The 13,109-nt window shown below is 72.7% G+C and carries 13 protein-coding genes; all 13 read right to left on the reverse strand.

The annotated features are described in order from the left end of the window. Nucleotides 1-91: 91 nt before the first annotated feature. A complete protein-coding gene (locus tag ACODT5_RS14435; RefSeq protein ID WP_422519671.1) occupies nt 92-838 on the reverse strand; it encodes a 4'-phosphopantetheinyl transferase family protein in 747 nt (248 codons plus the stop codon). Between the two features lie 3 nt (nt 839-841). Next, nucleotides 842-1,849 carry an aspartyl/asparaginyl beta-hydroxylase domain-containing protein gene (locus tag ACODT5_RS14440; protein ID WP_422519672.1) on the reverse strand — a complete coding sequence of 336 codons (1,008 nt, stop codon included), beginning with the start codon at nt 1,847-1,849 and terminating at the stop codon, nt 842-844. Between the two features lie 66 nt (nt 1,850-1,915). Continuing rightward, complete coding sequence (locus tag ACODT5_RS14445; protein WP_422519673.1) at nt 1,916-3,289, reverse strand: MFS transporter; 1,374 nt, start codon at nt 3,287-3,289, stop codon at nt 1,916-1,918. 16 nt (nt 3,290-3,305) lie between these two features. Beyond that, nucleotides 3,306-3,977 (reverse strand): ArsR/SmtB family transcription factor, encoded by a 672-nt coding sequence (locus tag ACODT5_RS14450; protein WP_422519674.1) that lies wholly within the window; start codon nt 3,975-3,977, stop codon nt 3,306-3,308. Nucleotides 3,978-4,076: 99 nt separating this feature from the next. Further along, nucleotides 4,077-5,888, reverse strand: coding sequence for a non-ribosomal peptide synthetase (locus ACODT5_RS14455; RefSeq protein ID WP_422519675.1), 1,812 nt, complete (start codon nt 5,886-5,888; stop codon nt 4,077-4,079). 58 nt (nt 5,889-5,946) lie between these two features. Then, nucleotides 5,947-6,951, reverse strand: a complete 1,005-nt coding sequence (locus ACODT5_RS14460) for a TauD/TfdA family dioxygenase (RefSeq protein WP_422519676.1) — start codon at nt 6,949-6,951, stop codon at nt 5,947-5,949. Then, nucleotides 6,948-7,715 carry a thioesterase II family protein gene (locus ACODT5_RS14465; RefSeq protein WP_422519677.1) on the reverse strand — a complete coding sequence of 256 codons (768 nt, stop codon included), beginning with the start codon at nt 7,713-7,715 and terminating at the stop codon, nt 6,948-6,950. The genes ACODT5_RS14460 and ACODT5_RS14465 overlap by 4 nt, the downstream gene beginning before the upstream one ends. A gap of 2 nt (nt 7,716-7,717) precedes the next feature. Continuing rightward, nucleotides 7,718-7,936: an MbtH family protein gene (locus ACODT5_RS14470; protein WP_422519678.1), complete on the reverse strand. Its 219-nt coding sequence runs from the start codon at nt 7,934-7,936 to the stop codon at nt 7,718-7,720. Between the two features lie 178 nt (nt 7,937-8,114). After that, a complete protein-coding gene (locus ACODT5_RS14475) occupies nt 8,115-9,422 on the reverse strand; it encodes a glutamate synthase-related protein (protein WP_422519679.1) in 1,308 nt (435 codons plus the stop codon). 34 nt (nt 9,423-9,456) lie between these two features. Next, nucleotides 9,457-10,731, reverse strand: coding sequence for a methylaspartate mutase (locus ACODT5_RS14480; RefSeq protein ID WP_422519680.1), 1,275 nt, complete (start codon nt 10,729-10,731; stop codon nt 9,457-9,459). Continuing rightward, the gene (locus ACODT5_RS14485; protein WP_422519681.1) at nt 10,731-11,144 is read right to left on the reverse strand and encodes a cobalamin B12-binding domain-containing protein; all 414 of its coding nucleotides are present in this window, start codon (nt 11,142-11,144) and stop codon (nt 10,731-10,733) included. The genes ACODT5_RS14480 and ACODT5_RS14485 overlap by 1 nt, the downstream gene beginning before the upstream one ends. A 34-nt stretch (nt 11,145-11,178) precedes the next feature. Next, a complete protein-coding gene (locus ACODT5_RS14490) occupies nt 11,179-11,934 on the reverse strand; it encodes an SDR family NAD(P)-dependent oxidoreductase (RefSeq protein WP_422519682.1) in 756 nt (251 codons plus the stop codon). Between the two features lie 65 nt (nt 11,935-11,999). Then, complete coding sequence (gntD, locus tag ACODT5_RS14495) at nt 12,000-13,037, reverse strand: guanitoxin biosynthesis L-enduracididine beta-hydroxylase GntD (RefSeq protein WP_422519683.1); 1,038 nt, start codon at nt 13,035-13,037, stop codon at nt 12,000-12,002. Between the last annotated feature and the right edge of the window lie 72 nt (nt 13,038-13,109).

Consider the following 13,109-nt stretch of genomic DNA (forward strand, 5'->3'; position numbering starts at 1 on the left):
CAGTTGGAGGCCGTCGAAGAGCGTGGCAATGTTCGGAGTCTTGCTCTCGCTCTCCGGCCTGAGAACGCGCCTCGGTCCTTGTCCTCCTTCGTCAGCGCCAGGCGACCGCGGCTGAGGAGCCGCGGGATATCGCGATGTCGGCCAGTTGCCAGCCGGGGGATGGTTCTGCCGGTTCCGTGCCGGTGCCCACGTACCAGGATGCCGGGTCGTCGGCCAGGCCGATGCCCAGGCCTTTGAGGTAGGCCTCCTTGCGGACCCAGGCTCGGGAGAAGGCCAAGGGGCGGGCCGGCTCGGGGAGCAGGCTCAGTTCCGCCAGCTCGCGCGGGTGCATCGCGTCGGAGGCCTCGCGTACCGCGGTGGGGGTGGGCACCGTCTCGGTGTCCACCCCCACCGGGGTGCCCGCGAAGGCCAGCAGGCCCAGGCTGCCGCTGTGCGAGAGCGAGTAGTGAAGAGGGTTGCCGGCTACCGAGGGGCGTCCGTGGGGGCCGCCGCAGGAGGGGCACGGCGTGCGCGTCAGAGGAACTTCCCGCGGTGGCAGGTCCAGGTAGGCGCCGAGGAGGAGCCGGAGCCCGACGTGGGTGGCGAGGTAGCACTCGCGGTCGACGGGTACGCGTAGCGCCGCCGCGCGGGTGCGTTCCTCGGTGTCGAGCACGTCCGGCGCGTTGAGCAGGACGAACGCGCGGTGGCGTTCGGCTCGTACCAGCCAGAGGTGTGGGGGCTCTCCCGTCCGGGGCAGGGCCGGCCGGCGGGCGCCGTCCACCGGGCCCGTTCCGGCCGGGGCGAACCCGGCCGGAACGAACTCGACGGGATCGAGCAGTACGCCGGTTGCCGTCCGCATGGCTCAGGCCGCAACCGGGACGGACGCGCGGACGACTTCCTCCATGCGGCTGCCCCATCGCATCCGCAGCCGCACGCGCGGGCCGCCGACGCCGGCCGGCTCGATCTTCAGGGTGCGTTCGGCGGTCCAGCCGGTGGCACGGAACTCGCCCTCGCCGAGGTGGACCAGGGCCGCGCGCGGCTCTCCGTCGACGTCGAGTACGAGGCGGTTTCCGTCCACGCGGATCCGGCCCTCGCGGTCCTCGGACGCCGCCACGGCGTCCGCGGTGTTCTTCTCGTCCGCGGCGGCCAGCTCCTCGGACTCGCCGTACAGGAAGGCGTCCGGCAGCGGGAAGGCGCAGGCGAAGCCGGGGAGTTCGGACTCGTCCAGCGGCAGCTGCGGCCGGTTGAGCAGGACTTCGGACCAGCGGATGGAGTCGCGGAACTCGGCCGGGAAGAGCTCCAGCAGCTCGTGGTTGACGTAGGCGTCGATGACCATGTGCACGCGGCGCTCGTCGCCGTCGTTGCGCACCGTGTGCAGGCGGGAGAAGTCGCCGAACCAGAGGGTGCCGGGCTGCCAGGTGTGCTTCTCGCCGCCGAGGGTGAGGACGGCCTTGTCGTTGGTGACCAGGGGTATGTGCAGCCGGACCCAGCCCGCGGGCAGGCCGTAGGGGACGTCGCGGTGCTCGTCGACCTCGGCGCCGACGCCCAGCGACATCAGCCGCACCGCGCGCAGCTCGGTGGGGAGGTCGGCCAGGATCGAGGCGATGTACGGGGCCTTGTCCAGCCAGGGGGTGGACGCGTACTCGACGAGGCCGAGGCCGCCGGGGTCGGTGCGCTCGGCACTGCCCTCGGGGCTGCGCAGCGGGAGCACCCGCCAGTCGAGGACGGTGGCCTCGCCGGGTTCGAGGCTCTCCCCGTACGTGCGCTGGGCGGCCCACTGGGTGGCCTCCAGCTCCCGGAGTTCGGCCACGAGCCGCTCGACGTCGTATTCGCCCTTCATCTGTACCGCAGCGAACGTGCCACTCGACATGGGAAACGCCTCTTTCCGTGGGTCAGGTATCTGGGTTGGGAACATCGTTATGGGGTCGGGTCAGTGCTATGCGGGGGTGTGGGGGGCAGTTTTGGCGGCGGTTTCGGCGGCGGTTTCGGCGGTGGTCTTGTCCGTGGCTACTGCCGGTTCCGCGGGTTTTCTGGCGTCCAGTTCGCGCCAGTGCGGCCGCATCGCGGGCAACACCGTGCTGGCCAGATAGAGCCCGGCGCAGGCGAAGAGGACCGGCGCCAGCCCGGCCGCGGTCACCGCCGCGCCGGCCAGTATCGGGCCGAGCGGGACCCCGGCGGAGCCGACCGAATCGGTGAGCGCGGAGACCCGGCCCAGCAACGGCCGCGGGATCCGCTCCAGCATCACGGCGTTCAGGATCGGGTTGACGAACCCGATCGCCAGGCCGTCGCAGGCGGCGACCGCGAGGACCACCCACAGCGGCAGGTCGAAGGCCATCACCAGGAACCTCGGCGGGCCCGCGATCAGGAACGCGATCACGTACGTGGGCCTGCGCTTGAGCCGGTGCGCGAAGGCCGTGGCGAACGCGGAGCCGCCGACCGCCGCGATGCCGAACACCGAGCCCAGCGCGCCCATCGCGGCCGGGCCGCCGCCGGCTTCCTTGGCCCAGACGGGGATCAGCAGCGAGCCGTAGGCCGCGTCGACGAGGTTGGTGACGCTGAGCATCACCGCGATGGAGCGCAGCAGCCGGTCCTGGCGCAGGAAGCGGACACCGTCCTTCAGCCGCTCGAAGTAGCTTTGGGACTCCTCTTCCTCCTTCTCCTTCTGCTCGGCGGCGGTCGCGGCGGCGCGGCCGGCGTGCTCGCCGCGGCGCGGACCGGTCAGCATGATGGCCGCGGCGGAGAGGACGAAGCACAGGGCGTTGGCCGTCATGGCCCAGAGCGGGTCGAGGAAGGCGACGAGCGCACCCGCCGCGGCGGGACCCGCGGTGCCGGCCAGCCGCTCCAGGGTGCCCACCAGGCCGCTGGCCCGCTCCAGCGGGACCCCGGCCTGTTCGGCGACCTCGGGGGTCATCGTGCGCTTGGCGATGTCACCGGGGCCCCGGGCGAGGCCGATGACCGCGGAGAGCGCCAGCAGCGCGCCGTACGGCAGGACGTCGAGCCAGTAGCAGAGCGGGACGAGCCCGACCACGACGGCGCTGATCAGGTCGGCGACGATGGAGAAGGGGCGGGAGCCGACCCGGTCGATCAGCGGGCCGGCCAGGGTCTTGCCGATGACCATGGGGACTGCTTCGCAGAAGACCACCAGTCCGGTCTGAGTGGCGCTTCCGGTGGTCACCAGGACCAGCCAGGGCAGCGCGATCATCGTCAGCCGGGTACCGAACAGCGAGACCGTGTAGGCGACCAGCAGTCCGTAGAGGGAGGTACGGCCGCGGGCGGTTACATCGGTCTCCGGGGGCATCTGGGTGGGCATCGGCGCGAACCTTTCGTTACTTGGGGTCGTGCGGGGCGAGCTGTCGGGAGGGCTGCCCGATGAGCGCGCCGGGCCGGGGGAAGGCCTGGAGCTGGAGGACGATCGGGGCGGTCCCCGGGTCCTGCGCCCCGCGGTCCGGGTCCTCCCGGCGGTACTTGCCGATGACCTCGAAGAGGTCGGCCACCAGGGCTTCCAGTTCCCCGGCGGTCAGCCGCAGCGCGAAGTCGCTGGTGGTGCTCGCCTCCCGCCAGTCGGCGGGCAGCAGGTGCATCTCGGCCACCGCGTCCCGCGTCTGCCCGGCGTAGTAGTCCGCGACGCTCCGCAGGTACACCCCCGCCAGCGCCGCCGACTCGGTGTCCTCGAAGTCCGCGGTCCGCATCCTGGTGGTCTGGTGCGCGGCCCGCCACCAGCGCTCGCGTCCGCCGGCGGGGCGCGGGTCCGGCTCCACGAACCCGTACGCGGCCAGCTGGCGCACGTGATAGCTGGCCGAGCCGGAGCTGACGCCGGCGGCCTGGGCGAGCCGGGTGGCGGTCGCGGGTCCTTCGGCCCTCAGCATCCCCAGCAGCTTCACCCGCAGGGGATGGGCGAGGCCGCGCAGGGTGCGGGGGCCGGGGGCGACCTCCCCGGCCGGATGGGGGCCCAGCGGCCAGGGACGCAGGCTCTCGACGTCGGGAAGCTCGTCGCTCATGCCTGAACCATAGGATGCAAAGGTTTCTTTGCCAAGACTTCGTTGCAAAGAAATCTTTGTAACATCGGCCACCGGGACGGAACGCAGCTCGGGCATTGCTCAGGCATCCCTCAGGCGGGCCGCCTCGCGGGCCAGGTCGCGCAGCACGGGGTGCTTGTAGACCAGCTTGGTCGGGATCACCACGCCGAGGCGCCGCTTGAGGTTCGCCACCACGCGCAGCGCCATCAGAGAGTGCCCGCCCAGCGCGAAGAAGTCGTCCGTGGCCAGTACTCCGTCCCGGCCCAGCACCTCCTGCCAGGCCTCGGCCACCGTCACCTCGAACTCGCCCTCCGGCAGTGCCCCGGCCTGCGCGGCGCCGTCCGCCGCGGCCCGCCCGGCCGGCTCCGGGAGCGCCGTGCGGTCCACCTTTCCGCCCACGGCCAGCGGCAGGCCGGCCAGTTCGGTCAGGGAGGGGACCATGTACGCGGGCAGCCGTGCCGCGATGTGCCCGCGCAGCTCCTCGCGGTCCAGGGCCGCTCCGGGGCGCGGTACCACGTACCCGGCGAGCGTGGCGCCGGCGGCGTCCTGGCGGACGACGACGACCGCCGCCGCCACCGCCGGATGGTCCGTCAGGGCGGCCTCGATCTCGCCGAGTTCGACACGGAAGCCGTTCACCTTGACCTGGTGGTCGACCCGTCCCAGGTAGTCCAGCGCGCCGTCCGCCCGCCACCGCGCGCGGTCGCCCGTGCGGTACATGCGGCTGCCCGCGGGGCCGAACGGCGAGGCGAGGAAGCGCTCCGCGGTCAGCCCGGGGCGCCGCTGATAACCCTGCGCCAGGCCGGCGCCGGTCAGGTACAGCTCGCCTTCGTCGCACGGCCGCAGGTCGTCGTCCAGGACGTACGCGCCGACGCCCGGGAGCGGCGGCCCGATGTGGGCGCTGTCCCCGGCGATCCAGCCGGCCGTGGAATCGACGGTGCACTCGGTGGGCCCGTACAGGTTCACCGCGCGGACGATGCCGCGCTCCGAGAGTTCCGCCAGGTCCGCCCACATCGCGTGGGGCACCGCCTCGCCGCCGATGAACAGCCGCAGCGGGCGCTCGGACAGGTGCGCGGCCGCGGCCACGACCTGGTCGCGCAGCGCCGTCCAGTGCGAGGGGGTGGTGTCCAGGTCGGTCGCGTCACGCTCCAGCAGGTACGCGCCCAGCGCCTCGGGTTCGGCCCGCAGTTCCTCGGTCAGGAGGAGGAGTCCGTCGCCGCGGCAGACTCGGGCCCACTGCTGGACGGACGCGTCGAAGGAGACGCTCGCGTTCCAGGCGACGCGACCGGCGGTGGCCCCGTAGATGCCGCTCTCCTCCAGGGAGCGCACCAGGTGGGCGGCTCCGCCCCGGGTCACGGTGACTCCCTTGGGGCGGCCGGTGGAGCCCGAGGTGTAGATGACGTAGGCGGGCGCGCCGGGCGGCACGGTGGCCTCGGGGACCGGGAACACCCCGCCGGCGCCGGGCTCGACCACCCGTGTCCCGGCCGGCCAGGCGTGGCCGCCCTCGGCCGCGACGACCACCGAGATGCCCGCGTCCTCGACCATGTAGTCGAGCCGCTCGCCCGGGTGCGCCGGGTCCAGCGGTACGTACGCCGCACCCGCGCGCCACACCGCGAGCAGCGCGCAGACCAGCTCGGGACCGCGCTCCAGGCTGATGCCGACGGCCGCGCCGGGGCGTACTCCGGCGCCGGCCAGGGCCGAGGCCAGGACGCGGGCCCGGGCGTCGAGTTCGGCGAAGGTCAGGCTCACGCCGGCGGGCGTGGTGACGGCGGTACGACCAGGGTGGGCGGTGACCGCCTCCCGGAAGCGCGCCAGCAGATCCGGGGCGGCGGCCCGGACCGGTACCGCCCAGGCGGCGGGGACGGCCTCGGTCAGGCCGGTGGGACTCGCGTGCATCACAGGCTCCTCGATCAGGACGGGGGATTTCCGCGCGGGGCGCGGGGCCTCGGAAGGCTCAGGCCGACAGGGCCGCCTCGCCCACCGGTACGGCCGGGCTGCAGTCGGCGACGGACACCGGCTCGCCCATGGCGACGACGATCTTGCGGTCGCCGCTGAACGGGTCGCGGCCGTGCGCGGTCAGGACGTTGTCCACGAGCAGCAGGTCGCCCGGCTGCCAGGCCTCCCGTACCGTGGCGCGCTCGTAGGCCGCGTCCAGTACCGCCACGTCCTCGGCGGTCAGTGCGGTGCCGTCGCCCAGCGCACTGTTGAACGGCAGTCCGTCCGCGCCGAACTCGCCGACCAGCACGTCCCGGATGTCCGGGTCCAGGGCCCACTCGCTCCAGAAGGCGACGTGGTTGAACCACACTTCCTCGCCGGTGCGCGGGTGCCGGATCAGGGCGGAGCGCACCTGGCGGGTGCGCAGGGTGTCGTCCTCGCCCCACTGCCAGCCGATCCGGTTGTCCGTGCAGTAACGCTCCACGTCCGCCCGGGATTCGGTGGCGAAGGCGGTGCGCCAGTCGAGCGAGATGTGCTCGGCGTAGTTGCGGGTCAGCGCCCAGCCGTGGGTGCGGAACCGCTCCACGAGCTCCGGCGGCAGCTCCGCCAGAACCTTGCGGACGTCGGCGACGGGCGTGGCTCCGCCCTCCGGCGGTGCGATCAGGCAGCAGAAGAGCAGCAGCCCGGGGAACGTGAGCGTGTAGCTGTTCTCGTTGTGCATGCGGATGGCCTGCGCCGGCGGCAGGTCGGTCGACGAGAAGACGTCGTCGCCGAAGTCGCTGCGCGGGGTGGCCTTCTCCTGGTACTTGGCGCGCGCCGCGAACAGCGCGTCACGGACGGCCGCGAAGTCGCCGGCCTCCTTGATCGGCAGGCCGCGCAGGTAGAGCGAGCCGTGCCGGGTGAGGACCTCGCGCAACTCGGCGTGGTTTTGGCGCACCCACGCCGCGGCCTCCTCGATCGTGGCCACGCCGTCGATCACGGTCGTCACCGGCTTGCCGGGCGCCTCGGTCCACTGGAGCGTCATGGCTGTTCCTTTCGCGCCGCGAACTGTCCGGGAAGTGCCTCCCACAGCGGCTGGGTGTAGAAGTGGCCGCCGGGCAGCGCGTCCACGCGCAGCCCGCCGCGGGCGACGCGCGCCCACTGCTCGGCCACCGCGGGCTCGATCACCGCGTCCTCCTCGCCGTACAGGACCTGTACGGGCATGGAGACGGTGGCGCCGGGTGTGGGGCGGTAGGAGTCCCGGACGACGATGTCGGCGCGCATGAGCTCGACGGCCATCTCGCTCAGATCGGGGTCCTCGAGGACGTACGGGGGCAGCAGGCCGATCTCCTGCATCCACTCCAGCAGCCGGCCGGAGGCGTCCTCGATGCGCGGGAAGCGGTCGCGTTCGGTCACGCCGCGGTCCGGGGCGTTGCAGGCGGAGACGATCAGCTGCCCGGGCGCGTGGGCGCCACGCGCTTCGAGCCGGGAGGCCACGTCGAAGGCCATCCAGCCGCCCATGCTGTGCCCGAAGAGCGTGTACGGGCGCCCGCCCGCGGCGCGGAGCACCGACTCCGCGGCGTCCTCGGCGAGCTCGTCCCAGGTGGTGGCGAAGTCCTCGGCGAAGCGGCCCTCCCGGCCCGGGTAGCAGACCAGGGCGAGTTCGGTGGACTCGTCCAGCAGGCCGAGCCAGTCCCGGTAGGGACCGGTCCCCCCGCCGCAGAAGCCGAGGCAGACCAGGGTGTGGGTGGCGGCGGGCCGGATCACCGGCCGGACCACCGAGGCGTCCTGCAGTAGCTGGCCGCTCATGGCTACTGGGCCACCTCGTCCATCTCACGGCGCAGGCCGGCGGGGCGCATGTCGGTCCAGTTCTGCTCTATGTGCTCCAGGCAGGCGGTGCGGCTGTCCACTCCGTGGACCGTGTGCCAGCCGGCCGGTACGGCGATCTGGGCGGGCCACAGGGAGTGCTGTTCCTCGTCGTTGGCGAGGACCAGGTACTGGCCCTCCTCGTTCTCGAACGGGTTCGCCATGGGTCTGTCCTTCTCTCTCGCACAGCTGTGGCCGGAAGGTGTGTCGGAGCGCCGGCGTCTTTTCGAGCGTAGGAGCGGCCGGCGGCCCGGCCCGGCAGTTGTTTCGGCAGGTGGCGGGCAGTTTCGGGGCCGCCTGCGGGAGCAGTTCTGCCGGGTGGGCCTGCCGGGTCCCCGCCGCTCATGGCGACACGAGCTCCGGGAAGGGTGCCTGGGACCACTGCGGGGCATCGGGGTGCCACAGGTCCTCGGGCCCCAGGTCGGCCGGGCGGTACTTGCCCAGCGCGCTGATCAGCAGCCGCAGTTCGAGTGCCATCGCTTGCACCAGCCGCTCCAGGCCCGCCTCCGGGTCCTCGTCGACGGCCAGCAGCGCGGCCCGGCCGAGGCCCACCGCGGTGGCTCCGGCGGCCAGCGCCTTGACCGCGCGACCGCCTTCCCACATCCGGCCGCTGGCCAGCAGGCACTGCCCGGGGCCGGGCCGCACCCGGCGCAGGCATTCGGCGAGCGGCAGGCCGACCGAGCCGAGGAAGGAGAGCGGGGCCCAGCCGGAGCCGCCCTCGGCACCGTCCACGGTCACCGCGTCGGCGCCGGCCGCCCAGGCGGTCGCGGCGGCCTCGCGGACATCGCGGGAGGGCGGGAGCTTCACCCAGATCCGGGCCCGGGGGAAGTTGTTCCGCATCAGCCGCACCTGGTGGGAGAGGATCTCCTGGGTGAAGGTGCCGGGGCAGCTGGAGCGCAGTACCCGGCGGCCGCCCGCGGCGGCCGCGCCGGCGTCGTCCAGGAGCGTCTCGACGGCATACTGCTCTTCCAGGCGGCGCGCGGACTCCTCGTCGATCAGGGTCATTCCGCCCAGTCCGGGCTTGGCGCCCTGGCCGAGCTTCAGTTCGAAGGCGAGGCGTCCCGATTCGAGCAGCGGCTGCACGGAGGGGTCGCTGTAGATGAGGTTCCAGATCTCCGCGTCGGCGTCCTCGGTGGACTGCTGTACGGCGATGCCCCCGCCAGGTCCTTCGAGGGCGTCCTGGTAGGCGCCGATCCGGCCCAGCAGGGTCCGGCCCTCGCGCTCCCCGAGCCGCCCGGTGCCGTTGACCGGCCCGACGTTCTCCCCGATCACCATGGGGAGGCCGAGGCGCGCGGCCTGCCGTCCGGCCGCCAGCCCGAGGTCCCGGCTGGCGACCTGGGTGGAGCCGAAGGCCGAGACGTACACCGGGAGGGTGGAGGAGAAGCCGCCGATGGCGGTGGCGAGGCCGACATCGCGGTAGAGGGGCTCTCGGGCCAGCTCTATCAGCTTCTCCAGGCGCTGCGGCATGAAGGCCGGCGGCACCAGCCGGGTCCGGTCCAGTACGTCCGCGCCGGCGTCGGCCGGTGTCTGCGAGGCCCCGAACAGCTCGTTCCCGTAGGCCGACGCGGGCGGGAACACTTGGGCCGCACCCTCCCGGGCCCGGGCCCGTACCTGCTCCTGCGGGTATCCGCCGGCATGCAGTGAACTCATCCGTTGTCACTCCCTCTTGTCCGGCTCGTCGTACTCACGCCCCGGCCCCGGCGAACTGTCCGAGGTCCAACCGGGTCTCCACGTGGTGCAGGGCGTCCAGCAGCCCGCCGCTGGTCAGCGCGGCGGCCGGACGCGGGGTCACTACATGTCGCAGCGGCATGGCCCCGATCGAGCTCCAGGCCAGCCGACCGCGTTCGTCGATGAAGGAGCCCGACCGGCCGGCGTTGTCCGGGTGCAGGCAGTACGGGACGTCCAGCCAGCCCCGCGCGAACGCCTCCACCAGTGCCGCGCCCAGGTCGTCGCCGAGGCACAGCACGGCCTCGACGAGCGCCCGCGCCTCGGCGTACACCTCGCTGTCGCGCGCGTCCTGGGCAACCGGACGGGGCCGCGTCAGACGTGCGGTGCGCGCCGAGCTCTCCAGCGCGTCCACGTTCTCGGCGACCGTGGGGATCCGGTGTGCCTCGGCGGCCGTCTTGACGATCAGCCGCTCGGCGCCCGTGCGCACGGCGAGGCGGACCGCCCGTTCCTGCAGGGAGCGGGCGCCGGAGGGGGTGCGCGGGTAGACCCCCATGTACGTGTAGATCACGACGTGCCAGTCGATGCCCGGCAGCAGTTCCGCGGCCAGGCTCCGCAGTGCCCGTACCGCCTCCTCGTCCTGCTCCTCGTCGATCTGCTGCGCGTAGCTCAGCGAGACGCTGGTCAGGCCGTGCCGGGCGAAGAACATGCATTCCAGCAGGGAGAGCGCCACCAGCAGCGAGGGCGGGCAGAGCTGGCCCATCATGCAGCCGCCGAAGGACTCCAGGTGCGGCCGCTGTCCGGGACCGCCGGCCCGGGCGAGCAGTCGGCAGGCCTCCTCCCAGTTGCGCACGGACTCCGCGAGCGGGGTGCGGCTGTAGGGCAGGCAGTACGAGACCGGGCCGCCTTCGGTGGCGTGCAGTCCGGAGCGGGCGAGGGCGTTGATGATGGCCTGCGGCGCGGGTGATCCGTGCCGTACCTGGACGGGGAAGCCGGGGTCGGCGACGCCCGCCAGCATCCGGCGGGTGGCCGTGGGGCCGTGGGTGACGATGGGGAAGCCGTTGAGGTCGACGCCCTCCTCGACGGCGCGGCGGGCGGCGGCCTGGTCACCGACCCGGGTGTAGCTGTCGATGGTCAGGGTGCCCACGGTGGTGGCGTCGGCGGCCCGGGTGGCGAGCAGTCCGCGGCGCATCCGGGCCGGTGAGCCGAAGCCCATCCGGGGCTGGACGACCAGCTCGGGGGAGGTGCGTACGAACGAGCCGAAGTCGTCGGCCCGGTGTCCGGTCGCGGCCATCAGACCCGCACCCCGGCCGCCAGGCGGTCGAGGTAGCCGCGGAAGGGCAGGATGCCCTCGCTCTCCCCGAAGACCGCGTCGAATCCGGCCTCGCGCAGCCGGGGTGCCCAGGCGGCGGCCCCGTCGCCGGAGGTGCCGAGCTTTCCGCCGATCACCACGGGGGTGCGGGCCAGTTCCTCGGTGGTCCTGATCTGCCGGATCAGTCGTAGGCCGTCGTTGGCGCCGTGGCCGTTGACGCTGCTGACCACGATGAGGTCGGGGCGGTGCCTTCGGCATTCGCCGATCACCAGGGCGTCGGGTACGCAGGCACCCAGGTTGGTCACCTCGTGGCCCTGTTCCTGGAGCAGCAGCTCCAGGTAGATCAAGTTCCAGGTGTGCGCGTCGGACGAGGTGCTGGTCACTACGGTGTGCATGGGATCTTCCGAATCTCCGTTCGCTCCGGTCCGGTCAGTGGTCGCGGGGTACGGCGGTGCCGTAGGCGGAGGTGGTGGCGCCCGCGGTCTCACCGCCGTCGATCACCAGCTCCTGGCCGGTGACGAAGCGCGCGTCCGGCGAGGCGAGGTAGCAGAAGGCCGCCGCGATCTCGTCCGGGTCGGCGTGCCGGCCGGCCGGGATCTGCGCGTTGGTGGCGGCGAGCATCTCGCCGGTGTACTCGGCCAGTTGCATCGGGGTCAGCACGGCACCGGGGCTGACGCACGCCACCCGCACGACGGGGCTGAGTTCCAGGGCGAAGGTCTGGGTGAGCGCGATGATCCCGGCCTTGGTGGCGTTGTAGTCGGCGTAGAAGGGGTATCCGCGGCGGCCGTTGACCGAAGCGGTGGCCAGCAGGACGCCCTCGCCCTGGACGGTCATGATGCGGGCGGCGGCCTGCCACAGGCCGAGCACGCCCAGCAGGTTCACGTCGGTGATGCGGCGGGCGTCGGCCTCCTCGATGTCCAGGACGCCGTGGCGGACGCTGATCCCCGCGTTGGCTATCACCACGTCGAGCCGGCCGGTCTCCTCGTGAACCTGGGCCAGCGCCTCGCGGACCGCCGTCCAGTCGGCGGTGTCCACCTTGAGCCAGGTGACGGCGGACTCCTGCGGGTCCGGGTCCTGGGGTGCGGTGACGTCCAGATTCACCACCCGGTCACCGGCACGGGCGAAGCGCGCGGCGGTGGCCCGGCCGATACCGCTGGACGCTCCTGAGATGACGACGGTACGCACGACGTACTCCTTGTCTGGGATGGGTGCTGCGGGAGGGGTGAGCGACTGCGGGGGGGCGAGCGGGGTCAGAAGACGACCCGGCCGCTGCCCGGCAGTCCGCCCGTGGCGCCCGCCTGGGCGGCCTTGCGCAGGTCACGGCTGACGATCATCCGCTTGAGCCAGCGGTCGGTGCCGTCGTAGCGGACCTCGAACGGTTTGCGGCCGTGCACCGCCAGGTAGTTGTCGACGACCAGCAGGCTGCCCTGCTCGACGACCACGGAGTGCTGCACCCGCTCCAGCTCCGCCATCAGCGCATGCAGCGCCCGCTCGGCGCCCGGCCGGCCCTCGACGACCCTCATGAAGGGCAGGTCGATGCGCAGGTAGGGGCGGTTCCGGTCGCCGAACAGCACGGGCACGGCCACCGGGTTGCTCTGCATCGCCTCGACGCGGGCGAGGGCGGGGTGGTCGGGGAAGCGCAGCTGGAGCTGGCGGACGTGTTCGTCGTCCGGCACGATCTTGAAGTCCGGCCGCATCAGCGCGTCGATCTCTTCGTCGCCGAGCTTCACGTCCCGGACGGACGCCATGATCGTCGGAACCTGGTCGTGATTGCGTATGCCGAAGAGCATCAGGTAGTCGCAGCGGCCCGGGTGGAAGCCGTCCTCGGTGTGGAACTCCAGCAGGGTCTCGCTGCCGTGGCCGCTCTGGCGCTGCTCGTCGCCGCGGATCGGCAGGATGTTCTGGATCATGCGGCCGAGCTGCAGCGTGGAGAAGGTGAACGGATCGCCCAGCGCCGTCGCGCACATGGCCAGGAAGATCTCCTGCTCCAGCGTGGTACCCGGGGCCACGACCTCCTCCCAGTGGTCGGGGGTCGGTCCGACCGCGTCGTCGTCCACGGGGAAGCCGTGGATCAGCAGGCCGGCGGAGGACTCGGTGCGGCGGAAGGTCTCGAGGAACTGCCGGAGGCGGGGCGGCAGTGCGGCATCCGCGAACCGGTTGGGCGCGTCGTCGTAGCCGCGCGGGGCCGTGGGGTCGGCGAGGGTCTCGGCCAGCCGCGCCACGCCCTCTCTGATCTGTTCCACCTCGTCGGCGGACAACTGGTACTGGGCGATGGTCTCTTCAATCATGGCTTTTCGGCTCTTCCTGAACAGGCCTTGGCGTCTGGCGTGGGTGCGGGTGCGGTTCGCGTGCAGGTGCGG

The sequence above is a fragment of the Streptomyces tatrensis genome, assembly GCF_049310065.1.
Classification (GTDB): domain Bacteria; phylum Actinomycetota; class Actinomycetes; order Streptomycetales; family Streptomycetaceae; genus Streptomyces.

Excerpts from the sequence above, each read along its gene's own strand:
- ACODT5_RS14435 (WP_422519671.1), bottom strand. The coding sequence starts at position 838 with ATGCGGACGGCAACCGGCGTACTGCTCGATCCCGTCGAGTTCGTTCCG.
- ACODT5_RS14440 (WP_422519672.1), bottom strand. The coding sequence starts at position 1,849 with ATGTCGAGTGGCACGTTCGCTGCGGTACAGATGAAGGGCGAATACGAC.
- ACODT5_RS14445 (WP_422519673.1), bottom strand. The coding sequence starts at position 3,289 with ATGCCCACCCAGATGCCCCCGGAGACCGATGTAACCGCCCGCGGCCGT.
- ACODT5_RS14450 (WP_422519674.1), bottom strand. The coding sequence starts at position 3,977 with ATGAGCGACGAGCTTCCCGACGTCGAGAGCCTGCGTCCCTGGCCGCTG.
- ACODT5_RS14455 (WP_422519675.1), bottom strand. The coding sequence starts at position 5,888 with ATGCACGCGAGTCCCACCGGCCTGACCGAGGCCGTCCCCGCCGCCTGG.
- ACODT5_RS14460 (WP_422519676.1), bottom strand. The coding sequence starts at position 6,951 with ATGACGCTCCAGTGGACCGAGGCGCCCGGCAAGCCGGTGACGACCGTG.
- ACODT5_RS14465 (WP_422519677.1), bottom strand. The coding sequence starts at position 7,715 with ATGAGCGGCCAGCTACTGCAGGACGCCTCGGTGGTCCGGCCGGTGATC.
- ACODT5_RS14470 (WP_422519678.1), bottom strand. The coding sequence starts at position 7,936 with ATGGCGAACCCGTTCGAGAACGAGGAGGGCCAGTACCTGGTCCTCGCC.
- ACODT5_RS14475 (WP_422519679.1), bottom strand. The coding sequence starts at position 9,422 with ATGAGTTCACTGCATGCCGGCGGATACCCGCAGGAGCAGGTACGGGCC.
- ACODT5_RS14480 (WP_422519680.1), bottom strand. The coding sequence starts at position 10,731 with ATGGCCGCGACCGGACACCGGGCCGACGACTTCGGCTCGTTCGTACGC.
- ACODT5_RS14485 (WP_422519681.1), bottom strand. The coding sequence starts at position 11,144 with ATGCACACCGTAGTGACCAGCACCTCGTCCGACGCGCACACCTGGAAC.
- gntD (WP_422519683.1), bottom strand. The coding sequence starts at position 13,037 with ATGATTGAAGAGACCATCGCCCAGTACCAGTTGTCCGCCGACGAGGTG.